We start from the raw sequence: 17,460 nt of genomic DNA, 5'->3' as shown, positions 1-17,460 counted from the left end.
TTTTGGTACTATTGATATTGAATAATTCTTGCTCAAAAACTCAAAAAAAAGAGCCTGAAAAGAAGCCAAATATTATTTATATTATGGCAGACGACCATACATCTCAAGCCTTTGGAATTTACAACAGCAGACTCGCAAAGTTAAACCCAACCCCTACCCTCGACAAAATAGCAAACGAAGGTATTATTTTCGATAATTGCTTTGTAAATAATTCGATTTGCACCCCAAGTAGAGCTGCTATTCTAACAGGTCAACATAGTCAAGCCAATGGTGTATTGGATTTAGAAGGTGTTTTGCCAACCGAAAACCAATACCTACCCATAGAAATTAAAAAACTAGGCTATCAAACAGCCATAATAGGCAAATACCATTTAACATCTAAGCCCAATTTCGATTATTACAACATCTTCACGCACCACGGCCAACAAGGGTCCTACTTTGATCCCTGGATGACCGAAACCGGAATGAATTATGCCCACCCCAGCGATGAAAACTATGAAGGCAAGCAGTATAAAGGCCATAGTTCGGATATAGTTACCGACATCACCATAAACTGGCTTAAAAACAAAAGAGATAAAAACAAGCCATTCTTTTTAATGTACCAATTTAAAGCGCCACACGACGATTTTGAATATGCGCCACGTTATAAAGACTATTTAGAAGACACCTACATCCCCGAACCTGCAAGCATGTACCATAATGGCAACAACGGCTCTGTTGCTACACAAGGTGTAAATGGAGAACTCGTAAGAGATATAGGTTCGTCTGTTTCCAGAAGAAATATCATTAGAAACAAAGGCATGAGAACCTGGAATAAAGAATCTGTTAAGAATTCCGATCCCGATTTTAATCCAGAGCAAAAAATTCATGAACTCATGTCTGAAAAAGAATACATCCATGCCACATACCAGGAATACTTAAAGCGCTATTTACGTTGCGTAAAAGGCGTAGACGACAATGTGGCACGAATGATCCAATTTTTAAAAGACGAAGGACTCTATGAAAACACAATCATAGTCTACACAGGAGACCAAGGATTCATGCTAGGGGAACATGATTATGTAGACAAGCGTTGGATGTATGAAGAATCACTAAGAATGCCATTTTTTGTAAGATATCCAGCGAAAATTAAAGCAGGCACCAGAACCGATGCTATAATCAACAACACCGACTTTGCCCCCACCTTAATAGAAATGGCTGGCGGAACACCACCAGAACAAATGCAAGGTCATAGTTTTAAACACATTCTAGAAACAGGCAAAGAACCCGAAGGATGGCAGCAATCTACATATTACAGATATTGGATGCACATGGCCCATGCGCACGCTAACCCTGCTCACTTTGGCATTAGAACAAAAGAGCATAAACTTATTTTCTATTACGGCAAATACTGGGTAGATACAGATAATCCGGACGCCGAATGGAACAAAAGCAGTTGGGGGAATAGATTTACAATGCATACACCTCCAGCTTGGGAATTCTATGATTTAACAAAAGACCCAAAAGAAATGAACAATGCATACAAAAATCCAGCATATAAGGACATTATAGCCAACTTAAAAGAACAACTTATTGCAAAGCGAAAAGAACTCAATGAAGAAGACGGAGAAAAGTATCCGCATATTCAAAAAGTTATCGACGCGCATTGGAACGATTAACAAAATAGATTAACTCAATTATATAATATTTTATGAAAAAAACAATTCAAACACTTACTGTAGCTCTATTGGCAATAAGTGTTTTCAATTTTTACAGTTGTAAAGAGAACAATAGCAAAACCTCTCAAACTACTGCAAAAGAAGAAACCAAATTACCTAAACCAAAACACCCATGGGAAGACACCTCGTTATCTTTGAATAAAAGAGTAGACACTTTAATTGCTGAAATGACCCTAGAAGAAAAGTGTTCGCAAATGTTAGATGTCTGTCCGCCCATAGAACGCCTAAATATACCTGAGTATAATTGGTGGAACGAATGTTTACACGGTGTAGCTCGTAATGGTAGAGCCACGGTGTTCCCTCAAGCCATAGCACTGGGAGCTACTTTTGATGAAGAATTAATACATCGTGTTGGAAATGCCATATCCGACGAAGCCCGTGCAAAATACAACGAAGCACTTAAAATTAATAACAGAAGTAGATATGCTGGTTTAACTTTTTGGTCGCCAAATGTAAACATATTTAGAGACGCACGTTGGGGGCGCGGACAGGAAACTTATGGCGAAGACCCTTATTTAACAAGCCGAATAGGCGTATCGTTTGTAAAAGGTTTACAAGGCGATAATCCAGACTATATTAAAGCCGCTGCCTGTGCAAAACATTATGCAGTACACAGTGGACCAGAAGAGTTTCGTCATGAATTTGATGCAGTCGTTAATAAAAAAGATTTATTTGAAACCTATTTACCAGCATTTAAGGCTCTCGTTCAGGAAGCTAATGTAGAAGGTGTTATGGGAGCCTACAATAGAACACTAGGGGAACCTTGCTGTGGTAGCCCATATCTATTACAAGATATTTTGCGCGAAGATTGGGGATTCGATGGATACATCGTATCAGATTGTGGTGCCATAAAAGATTTCCATGCATTTCATAAAGTAACCCAAACACCAGAAGAATCTGCTGCCTTGGCATTACACAGTGGTACCAATATTAACTGTGGAAATGTTTATAAAGTACTGCAAAATGCTTTAAACCAAAAGCTGATCACCGAAGATTTATTAAACAAAAGACTAAAGGAAAACCTGCTTACCAGATTTAAATTAGGCATGTTCGATCCAATAGGCTTGAATCCTTACGATAAAATCACTGCAGAAGTTATAGACTCAGAAGATCACCGAAAAATAGCCCGTGAAGCTGCTCAAAAATCTATAGTGTTATTAAAAAACGAAAACAATCTGTTACCACTTAAAAAAGATACACGTACCATGTATGTGGTTGGTCCTAATGCCTCAAACGAAGAAGTTTTATTAGGGAATTACTACGGTTTAACCAGTAACACACAAACTATTTTAGACGGTATAGTAAGTAAAGTAAGTCCAGGAACAAGTATTAATTACAAATCCGGAGTATTACCGTTCAGAAAAAATGTAAACCCTATAGATTGGTCTACAGGAGAAGCTGGTCAATCAGATGTTTGTATCGCGGTTATGGGAATTTCCGCTCTATTAGAAGGTGAAGAAGGCGAAGCTTTGGCATCAAGCGAAAAAGGAGATAGAACAAATATTAAATTGCCTCAAAACCAAATAGATTATATAAAGAAAATAAAAAGTCAAACAGAAAAACCTTTAGTATTGGTTTTAACAGGAGGAAGCCCAATTGCCATTCCAGAATTACACGATATTGTTGAAGCTATACTTTTTGTTTGGTATCCTGGTGAAGAAGGTGGTAATGCCGTTGCCGATGTGTTATTTGGAGATGTTGCCCCTTCAGGAAAATTACCGATCACATTTCCAAAATCAGTTGACCAATTACCTCCTTACGAAGATTATAACATGAAAGGAAGAACCTATAAGTACATGACAGAAGAACCTTTGTACCCATTTGGTTTTGGTCTATCATACACATCTTTTGAATATAAAGACCTTAAAATTGATGATAATTATAAAGCAACCGTAAAAGTAACAAACACAGGAAAAATAGACTCTGAAGAAGTTGTGCAATTATACATTAGTTCTCCCCTAGCTGGTTCCAAAGATCCTATTTACGATTTAAAATCATTTAAACGTATTTTTATAAAAGCAGGAGAAACACAATCAGTAACTTTTAACCTATCAAAAGAAACCTTCAACCAATTTGATGATGAAGGCAAAGAAGTTACTAGAAAAGGAGACTACACAATTTACGTAAACGGTTCTTTACCATCAAAGCGCAGTGAAGCATTAGGTGCCTCCAAATCAATCAAAACAACAATTAAATTATAAACAATATGCCATTTTTTTTAAAGCAACTAATACTAATAGCAACTTTAGGGCTTTGTTTTGCTTCGTACAACAGTAAAGCAAAACAAAACGAAGAAGCCAATAACAATAATGCTTCTAAAGCCTTAGCTTTACATGAGCCCATAAAAAAAGATAAAATATTAGTATTTTCTAAAACAAATGGTTGGAGACATCAATCCATCCCTGACGGCATAGTTGCTTTAAAAAAAATGGCATCAGAAAACAATTGGGATATCACTACAACTGAGGATTCACTCTTTTTTAACGAAAAGCAACTGAATGATTTTAAGCTAATCGTGTTTTTAAACACTTCAGGTAACATATTGGATGAAACAGGAGAAAAAGCTTTTGAGAAATATATAAACCAAGGAGGTGGCTATGTCGGTCTTCATGCAGCTAGCGATACAGAATTCAATTGGCCTTTTTACGAACAAATGGTAGGCGCCCAGTTTAAATCGCACCCAAAGCAGCAACTAGCTACCGTAAAAGTTAATCCGGAATGTTATCATCCAGCCATTGGAAACTACAAAGACACCTTCCAAAAATTTGACGAATGGTATAATTTCAGAAAACCTGTGGCATCTCACGTTAATGTTATCCTAGAATTAGATGAAACCAGTTATAAAGGTGAAAAAATGGGGATGCAACATCCAATTTCCTGGTATCTGCACTACGAAGGAGGAAGAGTTTTTTATACAGGTATGGGGCATACAAAAGAAACATATCAGGATAACGACTTTCTAGAGCACCTAAAGCAAGGTATGCTTTGGGCCATGAAAAAAACAAATGTCCAGATTCCTAAAAAGGGAGAAAACCTATTAGATTCTAAACTATCCAAATGGGATGTTTGGATGGGAGGCGTTCATACCTCTGTTGATATAGATTTTGAAAAGTCGGATGACGTAAGAACCAGTAAACCATTAGGGCTAAATAACGACCCTAAAAATGTATTTTCCGTTATACAAGAAAATGGCGAGGACATCCTTTACATCACAGGAGAAATATATGGCGGGTTAACAACCAAAAACGAATACAGCAACTATCACTTTAAAACCCAATTTAAATGGGGCGAAAAAAAATGGGAACCACGATTAAAAGACAAAAGAGATAGCGGTATTTTATATCACGCTAAAGGACCTCACGGGGCATTTTGGAACGTATGGATGGCGTGTTTGGAGTTTCAGGTACAAGAAGGCGACTGTGGTGATTTTATAGCTTTAGGAGATGTTTATGGAGATGTTCCTGCCGATAGGAAGCTAAATGCTAACGGAAAACCTTATTTTGTATACAACCCAAAAGGAAAATTAACACCATTAAAATGGGCCAAAGGTTTTGAATCTGGACAAGCAAGTAAATCTGAATTACACGAAAACCCTAACGGAGAATGGAACACACTTGAAATATATTGCTTGGGAGATGAAAGCATTCACTTAGTTAATGGCAAAGTAGTAAACAGAGTTAAAAATGCCCGTTACGATATAGGCGGAAAAACGATTCCGGTAACAAGGGGTAAAATTCAAATTCAATCGGAAGCCGCAGAAGTTTATTATAAGAATATACAAATTAAACCCATCTCTAAATTCCCCGCAGGTTTAAATAAAAAATAACCCAACCGAAAAAGCAAAAACAAGGCAGTTTGAAAAGAATAATATACATACTAATAGGGTACATAGGCACAGGACTGGTACTAATTAACTGCAACCCAAAAGAAAAAAAAGAAACCATACAGAAAAACACGCAAGTTGAGATTTCCGATGAAAAATTGGACTTTTTAGGCATCACCAATAAAGACAAATTGAGTGCAGCTTCAAAAAGAGCTTTAAAATGGCCAACAGATTTAGGAAACGAATGGTTTTTCGAACATAATGTAGCAGATTTAAAAGGCGACTTAGCTTATGAAGAAGGCGTAGTAAGAAGAGACCCAAGTGCCATGATTAAACACGATGGAAAATATTATGTTTGGTATAGTAAAAGTACGGGGCCTTCTCAAGGTTTTGGAGGCGATGTAGAAAACGACAAAGTATTCCCTTGGGACAGATGTGATATTTGGTATGCAACCTCAACAGATGGATGGACATGGAAAGAAGAAGGTATGGCCGTACCTCGCGGCGAAAAAGGTGCTTACGATGATCGCTCTGTGTTTACTGTAGAAATTATGGAACACGAAGGCATGTACTATCTATGCTACCAAACAGTAAAATCACCTTATACGGTTAGAGTTAAAAATCAAGTTGGCTTAGCCTGGTCCAATTCTCCTAATGGACCATGGACAAAAAGCAAAGCCCCCATACTAAGTCCGGCAGGTAATGGTATTTGGAAAGGTGAAGAACAAGATAGATTCGCCGTAGAGAAAAAAGGCGATTTCGATAGCCATAAAGTACACGACCCTTGCATATTACCATACAAAGGAAAGTTCTACCTATACTATAAAGGAGAACAAATGGGAGAAGCCATAACCTTTGGCGGGCGTCAAATAAGACATGGTGTTGCTATAGCAGACAACCCCAAAGGTCCCTATATAAAATCGCCATATAACCCAATTAGCAATAGTGGTCATGAAATCTGTGTTTGGCCCTATAATGGTGGTATAGCATCTTTAATAACAACAGACGGTCCTGAGAAAAACACAGTACAGTGGGCGCCAGATGGTATTAATTTCGAAATAAAAGGTGTGGTAAAAGGAGCGCCCCACGCCATTGGTTTAAACAGAACTGCTGATAACGAAAAGAACCCTACCGAAATTTTAAGATGGGGATTAACACATCAATATAAAAATTCAGATTATCAATACATTAGAAGATTTACAACATGGAATAAAAAACAACATGTAGCCAAAGGCGTAAAAACTAAAAAGTAATCCATGTTATTTGGGGTTACTGGTTTTGCTAGCTAAAAACATCTTACTTTAAACACATGAAAAAAACAGTTACAATATTAATCTACAGTTGTTTCATATTCATTTCAGCAAACAAAATAGTAGCCCAAAACACCACAGCCTGGTATAATTTATTAGAGAATAAGTTATCCGACTGGGATATTTTTATGGGAGCACCTCATAGTTCTACCAAAATTGATGGCTATGAAAAATTTGACGATGTAACTAAAGGGACACCAATAGGTTTGAATAAAGACCCAAAAAAAGTATTCACCATAATTGAAGAAGGTGGAGAGAATATTTTAAAAATATCAGGAGAAATTTTTGCAGGACTTGTAACAAAAAAGCCCTATAAAAATTACCACTTAAAATGGGAATTTAAATGGGGCGATAAAAAATGGGAACCACGACTAAACAAAAAAAGAAATAGCGGTGTGCTGTATCACAGCATTGGCGATTATACAGATTTTTGGAATGTTTGGATGACAAGCCTCGAATGCGAAGTACAACAAACAGATTGTGGCGATTTTATCACCATAGGCGACGATAATGTAAAAGCACAAGCTACTGCAGTAAAAAAAGGCAATAAGTTTTATTTTGATCCCAATGCACCATTAGTAGATTTTAGTTGGGGCAAAGGTTTTAAAACAGGTAGATGTTATAAACCAGGGGATCCGGAAAAAGAACACGGAATGTGGAATACCATGGAACTTATTTGTTTCGAAAACATGGCCATTCACGTATTAAACGGAGAAATAGTCATGGTTGTAAAAAATGCACAAGCGAAAATCGATAATGTTTGGACACCCATGACCGAAGGAAAAATTCAAATTCAATCTGAAGCAGCCGAAGTGTTTTATAAAAACATTCTAATAAAACCTATAAAAAAATTACCAAAAAAATATAAAACAACGGCCCCTTAATACTTCATATAACGCATAAGACCGCTTAAGTTTTGAAGTATCAAACCTTTAATGAATATTGATATTTTTACTATTAGACATTTGTTATATAATATAATTCATATGGTTTCATTAGAAAAATATTATATAAATACATTAGCACTATTCAAAATAACGTTAATAAACATAAAATGAAATTCATCAAACAAGTAACTTTTATCCTCACTATATCTGTTATGCTTTTTGCTTGTAAAGAGACCAAAAAAGACGAAACTGCTGTAGTAGTTAAGGAAGAGGCAAAATACTCTGCCGATTGGGAATCACTAAAACAACATAAAACTCCAGAATGGTTTTTAGATGCTAAATTTGGTATATACTGCCACTGGGGGCCATACTCCGTACCAGAGTTCGAAAACGAATGGTATGCACACTGGATGTATGTAAACAAAGACAATCCAGAAGCTAAAGATGGTAAGGCCAGTGTTTTTTACGACCACCACGTAAAAACATATGGTACACTCGATAAATTTGGTTACAAAGACTTCATTCCAATGTTCAAAGCCGAAAAATTTAACGCTGCAGAATGGGCAGATTTATTTCAAAAGGCTGGAGCTAAATTTGCAGGACCAGTGTCTGAACATGCAGATGGTTTTGCCATGTGGGATAGTGATCTTACAGAATGGGACGCCAAAGATAAAGGTCCTAAACGCGATGTTATGGGAGAACTATCAAAAGAAATCCGTAAACGCGATATGAAATTTATTGCTACCTATCACCGTCAATGGTTATTCGGATGGTACCCAACATGGGATGAAACTACAGATGCTTCAGATCCTAAATATGCTGGTTTATACGGACCTAAGTTAAAAAAAGGAGACAACCAAATGCCACGTAGCAACCATGAAATTGAAAATGGTGTTGAGAAATACTACCCATTGGCAGACAAGAAATTTAATGACGAATGGTTAGCCAGATTAAAAGAAATCATTGAAAAGTACGATCCGGATTTAGTGTGGTTCGACAATAAAATGGATGTTGTTAGCGAAGAGCACAGAAAAGAATTTTTAGAGCACTACTACAACACAGCAGATAAAAACGGAAAAGAAGTCGTATCAACATACAAATTCAAAGACTTTAAAGAAGGAACTGCTGTATTAGATCTTGAGCGTTCAAGAATGAGCGAAAAGAAAGATTTTCCATGGTTAACAGACGATTCTATCGATTGGAAGTCATGGTCACATATTAGCGATCCAGATTATAAATCCACGAACAGATTAGTTGACTTTTTAGTTGATGTAGTTAGTAAAAACGGTGCCGTTTTACTAAACATAACTCCAAAAGCAAATGGTGAAATTCCAGAGCCTGTAAAAGAACGTCTTTTAGAAATGGGAGCTTGGTTAAAAGTAAATGGCGAAGCTATTTACGGTACAAGAACTTTCGAAATATACGGCGAAGGTGATGCTAAGGTAAAAGAAGGTCATTTAAGCGAAAACCAAAATGCAGACAATACTTCTAAAGATATTCGCTTTACAACTAAAGGAGATATTTTATATGCTATAGTTTTAGACTGGCCAGAAGAGGAAGAACTAACCATAACATCGTTTAAAGAAGGCAACGAACTACTTAAAACAAACATTGCTTCCATTGAATTGTTAGGAAACGAAGGGCATTTAGATTTTAAAACAGATGCAGAAGGCTTAAAAATAAAACTACCTAAAAAACAAGTGGGCAAACATGCATTCTCATTTAAGATAACACCTAAAAAATAGAATCATTTTTCTATATTAGGAAAAATTAAAAGAGGCTGTTTCTAAAAGTAAGTTCGATGTCGTATTGAATACCATAACTTTTGAAACAGCCTCTTTTTTTAATCAATAAGTATGAAGCCCTATTTACATAATCTATCCTCTTTAAGAGGCATTGCCGCTATTTTAGTAGCCACATTGCATTTCCATTTCTTTTTGGGAGCCATCATACTAGACAAGGAAAGCGGGATTATTAATAAGCTCTACTTAATGGTTGACCTATTCTTCATTTTAAGTGGTTTTATAATGTGCTATGTATACGAAGACACTTTCAATAAAGGTATTGCAAAAAAAAGCTATAAAACCTTTTTAATTGCGCGATTTGCTAGAATATACCCTTTGCACTTTTTAGTCTTAACGGCAGAGGTATGCTTATTTTTAGCCTATTTATATGTTGGGAAATTCGAATTATTAAGCGATTGGAATCAGCACATATACAGATTAGATGCCATCCCCGTACAATTACTGTTTTTAGAAACCGTAGGTATTTTCGATTTTGCCACATGGAACATGCCCGCATGGAGTTTAAGTGCAGAATGGTGGGCATACATGATCTTTCCGTTTGCCTTTATAGCTTTCAAGAAAATAGGTTACAAAAAATGGATCTTAGGGCTAATCTTAGTTATAGCTCTTTGGTTTTTTATTGAGTTTGTTCTCGCACCTATGCAGCCCTTTTTAACCTATCCCCCTAACCCAGATAAAAAAGATTTAGATGTAAATTGGCACTGGGGAACACTTCGTGGTATTGTTGGGTTTATCGCAGGAATGATTGTTTGGCAAGTTTATAAATTCTCAACCTTCAAAAATATTTTTGGAAAAAGCTGGATGTTTGCCTCCTTACTAATATTAAGCGCTATATCCATGTATCTATCATGGTACGATACCATTACCGTTTTTATATTCATGATGCTTATACTATCATCTGCTTACGGAAGTAAATTCACCAATAAACTCTATGCATTTAAAATTCTAAGGAAATTAGGTGATTGGTCCTTTTCAATTTACATATGGCATATGTTTATAATCAATTTAATTGCGTTTTACTTTATGCTAGATAGAAATGAAAAAGTAAACGGCATATTACGACCATTTAACAACTCCCTATTTGAAACTAGAAGCTATTACATTATTTTTATACTTGTAGTCATTCTTATTGGTTATCTGTCTTTTAAGTACCTTGAAGCCCCAACACGTAAATGGATAAAGAATAAATTTAAATCTTAACCAGATTTAACGAATCAATACAATTTGGAAGCCACATGTTAAAAAAATTATTTTTTGTTTGCACCTTCTCCCTAATATCATTTAGCCTATTAGCACAAGAAACTGTTATTACACTGTGGAAAACAGTTCCAAATCAAAAAGAAACCAACGAGCAGGAAATTGTAAAAATTGGAAACATAAAAAGTATTTCCAATGTACAAGTACCAAGTTTCGAAGTATTTATAGCTCCAAAAAACATTTCAACAAAAAAAGCTGTTTTAATTTTACCAGGTGGTGGTTATGGCAATTTAGCCTTTGATCACGAAGGCACAAACTTTGCAAAATGGTTAAACACGTTAGGCATTTCAGCATTTGTTTTAAAATATAGGCTACCAAAGTCAAAATCAATAATCAAACCCCATTTAGCGCCATTACAGGATGTACAACGCGCCATAAAACTAATACGCTTTAACGCCGAAAAATGGAACATACATAAAAACAAAATAGGTGTTTTAGGCTTCTCGGCAGGAGGCCATCTAGCCGCTACACTTGGCACCCATTACGACTACAAAAGCTATGAAAACCAGGATAATATTGACAACTTAAGTGCAAAACCAAATTTTATGGCATTGATCTACCCCGTAATTTCAATGAAAGACGCCATAACACATCAAGGCTCTAAGTTTAACTTATTAGGTAAAAATCCTTCTAAGGAAATAGTTCATTTCTATTCAAATGAATTACAAGTAAATAACAAAGTACCCCCTACCTTTATTTTACACACTACCGACGATAATATTGTTCCTATAGAAAATTCACTATTTTTCTTTCAAGCTCTCAAAAAAAACAATGTCTTAACAGAAATGCATATTTACCCTAAAGGCGGTCATGGCTTCGCTTTCGGTAAAAACAATCCCCATTTAAAAAACTGGATAGCACTACTCGACAAATGGTTAAAAAACCAGTAGCAAAAACACATTCGTTATACCATTTAAAACATATGTCCTTCCCCTAGGGCTACTTGTGAGGTAACTTTGTATTTGCCAAATTTTTAAAAAAAATTGTATGAAATACAAATACTATAGAACATTTATCCTACTATTATTTGCCTTTTACTTAACGGTAAAAGTCAAGGCGCAAAACGCAACAGTTCGAATAGATATAAATTGCGAGCGATTTATAGGGGACGAATCCGAATTAGACAGAACCAAGTATTTTAACGTTCATGATGCCAGTAGCGATTCAGACGCCACTACGTTCAGGAATGACTATAATGTAACAGGAGGCAGACAATTTTGGGGGCCTTATGGCTATGCCTTTAACGCATCCAGCAACACCGCGTCAGAAAGAAGAGCCGGTGTATACCCTGGCGACCGTCCTGGAAACAATGATGTAAGAGATGTAAAAGAAGGCTGGGTAATGACGAGTCATCCCCGTACTGCATTTCTAGATGGCTTAGATCTAAATGCCGCAGCAGATTGGGCTGTAGAATACTTTAAGGACTATGAAAGCAACGGTAATGCATTAGAATTTTTTGAAGTTATGAATGAGCCTTTTGTGCATGCAGACGACTTTTATTCAGGCGGCTGGAATTCATCAGAAAATGACCGTATAAAACTTCAAATGGCTCAATTCTATAACGAAGTAGCTAAAAGAATTAGCGATAGCCCTGCACTAGCCAATATGAAAGTTGTGGGATACTCATCAGCGTGGCCATCAATGGAATTAAATGATTTTGGCCATTGGGAAGAAAACATGAAAATGTTTATGGATACTGCTGGAGATAATATGTACGGATTTTCTACCCACCTCTACGATGGTATCAATATAACAGGACAAGACACAAAGCGTTCAGGAAGTAATTCTGAAGCTATTCTGGATTTAATAGAAAACTATAGTTTTATAAAATGGGGAGCCATTAAACCACATGCTATTACAGAATATGGTGCTATAGAAAAAGGGTATGGTCCTGATTACAGCGAAATTGCAAGTTCGCAAACCATGATTTCAATAAATCATATCCTCTTTAACTTATTAGACAGGCAAGACCGTTTAGCCAACTCAATTCCATTTATGGTTGGGAAAGCCACCTGGCATATAACAGCCGCAAATAACTACCAACCCTATACCCCGGCCCTATGGATACCAACAAATATTGGAGATCCTACACCTGCAGGATGGAAATACAGCCCTAGAATAATGTTTTACGAACTATGGAAAGATGTAAAGGGAAAACGTGTTTTAATTAAAAGCGACAATCCGGATATACAAACCCATGCTTTTGTTGATGGTAACAAAATGTATGTGGCACTAAGTAACCTGGATGAAAACGAACAAACGGTTGATTTACAAATGATTTCGGACATTCCTAATTTCGTTGACGTAAAAACCAAAGCATTAAAAGTATATGTTAATGCCATGCCAGACTTATCAATTAACACCACTACAACTGCCCCTTCTACAATCACATTAATAAAAGACGAAACAGTTGTTTTAGAGTATAACTTTAGTGATCCAGTTGTATTTGATAACGCTTTAAGGGCTAAAAACTACTACACACTTGATTACTTGCAGGCCATAAACGCTAACACCCCTATTATTTATAATTTTAATGACGTTACAACTGGAGATGGTTATGCTACCCTAAGAATGAGTATTGGAAGAAAGCACAACGTATCCAAACAACCTATAGTAAAAGTAAACGGACAAAATATTCCTATGCCAGTTAATTGGAGAGGTTACGATCAGGTAGGTCGGGATGATTTCTTTGGCATGATAGATATTCCTTTTCCTGCTAACGTATTAAATACAAATAACGAAGTAAGCATTGAATTCCCAGATTCAGGAGGAAGAATTAGTTCATTAATCTTAACCGTTGAAAAGTTCGATACCGCTAAAAATAGAGTAAGCGTATTGAGCTCCGGAAATGCATGTCCAGATCAAAATAACGGAGCCATAACCGTTAACCCATTGATTCAAGACAATTATCAAGTTCATGTAACCGGAAATGGCGTAGATGCAACATACGATTTTTCAGCACGATATAGCATTGAAGACCTAGCAACAGGAACTTATGATGTAACCGTTACTTCTACAACAGATGCCAGTGTTAGCCTTAAATATACTGTTGTAATTGACGAACCTGAGAATCTATCTGTACTAACGAAGGTAGATAAATCTAAAAGCTCCGTTTCTTTAAATTTAAAAGGCGGACAGCTTTATAGAATTAATCTAAACGGTGCGCTTACTATTACAGACAAAAGCCAGGTAACACTACAGCTGAGCAAAGGTTCCAATAATCTGGAGGTTACCACTAACAAGGACTGCCAGGGACAGCACAAACAGGACATCTTCCTTTTCGATCGTGTTACGGTAGCTCCTACTGTTGTAGATAACCAGTTTACCATCGCCTTCCCTGATAGTGATGAGCAAATCGTTACCTACCAGGTCATCTCTTCTACCGGTCAGGTAGTGCTTCAAAAAAGTGTGAACAGGGATACCCAAAACCTAGTTATTGGTGTGCAAGGCCTTACTGCCGGTCTGTACTTTGTTAATGTGGTAGCCCCTAATGTTAATTCTCAATCTAAAATTATTAAGAAATGATAAATTACAATAAACATATAAAACCATTAGCCTATTTGTTTGTCCTTTTAATTATTGCCGGATGTGGCGGTAGCGATGACGGTGGCGATGGAGGCGGCAATACAACGCCCAAGGCGGCTGCTCTGCTCTTCCCTCTTGAAAATTCTGAGTGTAACGAGGGAACTATTGTTTCTGATGAAATGAGCACCGTTCCTTTCGAGTGGGAAGCATCCGAGAATACCGATAGTTATACCCTGGTTATAGAAAACCTGCTGGACAATACGGTTAAAAATGTAAATACCCAGAGTACCACGGTACAGGAAACCATACTAAGGGGTGTGCCTTATGCATGGCTTGTCGTTTCTAAGGTCAATGGTTCTACACAAACGGCCATCAGCCCTAAATGGAGGTTCTATAATGCCGGGGCGCCTGTTGAAAATCATGCACCGTTCCCTGCAGAACTGGTTAGCCCGGTTATGGGAGGCCTAGCGGTTACTAGCCCTGACCTAAAGTGGACGGGAAGCGATATCGATAATGATATCGAATCCTATGATGTGTATCTGGATACGGCCAACCCGCCGACTACATTACTTACCAATACCTCCAGTTCCAACGCTTCGGGTACCAATCTAAACCCCGATACCGTATACTACTGGAAGGTCGTTACAAAGGATGGACACGGAAACACCTCTCAATCCCCAGTTTTTGAATTTAGAACGCAGTAACATTAGCTTAAACAATGAAAAAAACTATATTCTATATCATTCTACTCATTATACCTTCTTTGCTTCAGGCACAACCACCTAAAGCACCCAAAGGGTATAAATGGGTTAAGAATGAAAAATTTTCAGATGAATTTAATCAGGAAAAATTAGATAAAACAAAATGGTTTGACAGATCCCCCTACTGGGTACATGGTAGACCTCCAGCTACATTCAGAGCCTATTCGGTATCTGTAAAAGATGGAAACCTACAAATTAAAAACTCCGTGCTAAAAGGAGATAAAAAGTATAATATAGCAGGAGGCGCCGTAGCATCAGTCGCAAAAGATGCCTTTTATGGGTATTATGAAACGCGCATGAAAGCGTCAAGCGTTTCAATGTCGTCCACTTTCTGGTTAAAAAACAAGCCCGTTTCTAGCCAATGTCCATTCGAACAATTGGAATTAGATATTGTGGAAGTTGTAGGACATCAAAAAAGAGATTTAGACTTTAGAACCAAACTCCACTCCAATACACATATATTCCATACAGATTGTAATGGAGAAAGAACAGTAAAATCTGCCGGAGGTAAAGTCACAGAAATCGATCCTCCTGCAAATGAAGCTTATCATGTTTATGGATGCTGGTGGATAGATGCCAATACCATAAAAATATACTTAGATGGCGAATATCAATTTACAATGAATCCAAGTACATTCTTTAGAGACAAACCATTCAATAGAGAAATGTATATGCATTTAGTAACAGAAACATATAATTGGGAAACTCCCCCTACCCCAGAAGAATTAGCAGATAACTCAAAAAATACAACCTATTATGATTGGGTGAGATCATACACCTTAAAACCTGAATAACAAAAAATGACAAAAATTTTAAAACTAAGCGTAATAGTTTTATGTGCTTTATTACTGGCATGCAATAATAACAAATCCAGTAAAGAGGCAACGCAAAAAGAAAATCCAATAACAAAACCAAACATCATTATACTGTATGTAGACGATTTAGGGTATGGTGATATTGGATGCTATGGAGCCAAAAGGGTAAAAACACCTCATTTGGACAACATGGCTGCAAATGGTTTAAGGTTTACAGATGCCCATAGCGCTGCGGCAACATGTACACCTTCCAGATATTCTTTGCTAACCGGAAATTATGCTTTTAGAAATAAAGCCGCTGTACTTAAAGGCGACGCTCCTCTATTAATCGATCCTAACAGATCTACATTGCCTAAAACCCTAAAAAAGGCAGGATATACAACAGGTGTTGTTGGAAAATGGCATTTAGGTTTAGGTAACGGAAATATAGATTGGAATACCAAAATACAACCAGGTCCTAACGAAATTGGGTTCGATTACAGTTTCTTGCTTCCTGCCACCGGAGATCGCGTTCCAACCGTATTTTTAGAAAATGGGCATGTTATAAACCTATCGACCGACGATCCTATTGAAGTAAGTTATAACCAAAAAGTTGGTGACAGACCAACCGGTGAAGAAAACCCAGAGCTACGCAGACAAGCTGCAGACCCGCAACATAATAAAACTATAGTGAATGGTATAAGTAGAATAGGCTATATGGGAGGCGGTAAATCTGCCGAATGGGTAGATGAAGACTTTCCATATGTATTTAATAAAAAAGCACATGACTTTTTAGAAAAAAATGCTAAAAACCCATTCTTTTTATTCTATTCATTTCACGATATACACGTACCAAGACTACCTCACTCCGATTTTAAGGGCAAAAGCCAAATGGGACCACGCGGTGATGCTATTGTACAAGTAGATTATGTAGTTGGAGAAATAATAAAAAAAGTAAAAGACCTGGGAATAGCAGAAAATACGCTTATTATTTTCACAAGTGATAACGGCCCTGTACTTAATGACGGTTATGAAGACAATGCCGTAGAACTTTTAGGAGAACATAAACCCGCAGGTCCTTTCAGTGGTGGTAAATATAGTATCTTAGAAGGAGGTACACGAGTACCAACAATTACCTATTGGCCAAAAACTATTTTACCGGGAGAATCCAACGCCTTAATGAACCAAGTAGATTTATTGGCTTCCGTTTCTGCAATGACGCAACAAACGCCTAATACCGATGTGTTGGATAGTGAAGATCATTGGAATGCCTGGATTGGTAAATCCAAAACAGGAAGAGCGTTAATGTTAGAAGAAGCCTATACCTATGCCCTAAGATCTGGTCAATACAAGTACATACAACCAAAAAGCAAAAAAGGTTACGAATGGGTTAACGAAAAAGGAATCGATGCCGGGTTTTTAACAGAACCACAGCTCTACTTATTAAGTGAAGATGCTGGCGAAGCTATAAACATTGCATCAAAACACCCTGAAAAAGTAGAAAAGTTTGAAGCGCAGCTTCAAGAAATCATAAATAAAAACACTAAATAACTTTATTATATACTTACACTAAAACACTT

General features: G+C 36.9%; 12 protein-coding genes. All 12 read left to right on the top strand.

Going from position 1 to position 17,460, the window contains the following annotated elements:
- Positions 1-83 precede the first annotated feature (83 nt).
- The 12 genes from C1H87_RS18445 to C1H87_RS18390 all read left to right on the top strand — a co-directional run bounded on the left by C1H87_RS18445 (position 84) and on the right by C1H87_RS18390 (position 17,431).
- Entirely contained in the window at positions 84-1,658 is a 1,575-nt protein-coding gene (locus C1H87_RS18445) for a sulfatase family protein (RefSeq protein ID WP_233783196.1), read from the top strand.
- 32 nt (positions 1,659-1,690) lie between these two features.
- Positions 1,691-3,919, top strand: coding sequence for a glycoside hydrolase family 3 C-terminal domain-containing protein (locus C1H87_RS18440; protein WP_102757228.1), 2,229 nt, complete (start codon positions 1,691-1,693; stop codon positions 3,917-3,919).
- 5 nt (positions 3,920-3,924) lie between these two features.
- Positions 3,925-5,544 (top strand): ThuA domain-containing protein, encoded by a 1,620-nt coding sequence (locus C1H87_RS23590; protein WP_233783194.1) that lies wholly within the window; start codon positions 3,925-3,927, stop codon positions 5,542-5,544.
- A 116-nt stretch (positions 5,545-5,660) separates the two neighbouring features.
- Entirely contained in the window at positions 5,661-6,794 is a 1,134-nt protein-coding gene (locus C1H87_RS18430; protein WP_233783467.1) for a glycoside hydrolase family 117 protein, read from the top strand.
- Between the two features lie 56 nt (positions 6,795-6,850).
- Complete coding sequence (locus C1H87_RS18425; protein WP_102757227.1) at positions 6,851-7,735, top strand: 3-keto-disaccharide hydrolase; 885 nt, start codon at positions 6,851-6,853, stop codon at positions 7,733-7,735.
- A gap of 170 nt (positions 7,736-7,905) precedes the next feature.
- Positions 7,906-9,483, top strand: coding sequence for an alpha-L-fucosidase (locus tag C1H87_RS18420; protein WP_102757226.1), 1,578 nt, complete (start codon positions 7,906-7,908; stop codon positions 9,481-9,483).
- A 111-nt stretch (positions 9,484-9,594) separates the two neighbouring features.
- Positions 9,595-10,743: an acyltransferase family protein gene (locus tag C1H87_RS18415; protein ID WP_102757225.1), complete on the top strand. Its 1,149-nt coding sequence runs from the start codon at positions 9,595-9,597 to the stop codon at positions 10,741-10,743.
- A 35-nt stretch (positions 10,744-10,778) separates the two neighbouring features.
- Positions 10,779-11,690: an alpha/beta hydrolase gene (locus C1H87_RS18410; RefSeq protein WP_102757224.1), complete on the top strand. Its 912-nt coding sequence runs from the start codon at positions 10,779-10,781 to the stop codon at positions 11,688-11,690.
- Positions 11,691-11,787: 97 nt separating this feature from the next.
- Positions 11,788-14,325: a T9SS type A sorting domain-containing protein gene (locus C1H87_RS18405; RefSeq protein ID WP_102757223.1), complete on the top strand. Its 2,538-nt coding sequence runs from the start codon at positions 11,788-11,790 to the stop codon at positions 14,323-14,325.
- Positions 14,322-15,029: a fibronectin type III domain-containing protein gene (locus tag C1H87_RS18400; RefSeq protein ID WP_102757222.1), complete on the top strand. Its 708-nt coding sequence runs from the start codon at positions 14,322-14,324 to the stop codon at positions 15,027-15,029. Before C1H87_RS18405 ends, C1H87_RS18400 begins: the two co-directional genes overlap by 4 nt.
- A 14-nt stretch (positions 15,030-15,043) precedes the next feature.
- On the top strand, positions 15,044-15,880 hold the full coding sequence (locus tag C1H87_RS18395) for a LamG domain-containing protein (protein WP_102757221.1): 837 nt from the start codon (positions 15,044-15,046) through the stop codon (positions 15,878-15,880).
- Positions 15,881-15,886: 6 nt separating this feature from the next.
- On the top strand, positions 15,887-17,431 hold the full coding sequence (locus tag C1H87_RS18390; protein ID WP_102757220.1) for a sulfatase family protein: 1,545 nt from the start codon (positions 15,887-15,889) through the stop codon (positions 17,429-17,431).
- The last annotated feature ends 29 nt before the right edge of the window (positions 17,432-17,460 follow it).

This window comes from Flavivirga eckloniae (assembly GCF_002886045.1).
Lineage (GTDB): Bacteria > Bacteroidota > Bacteroidia > Flavobacteriales > Flavobacteriaceae > Flavivirga > Flavivirga eckloniae.
This window is presented reverse-complemented; position numbering and strand designations above follow the sequence as displayed.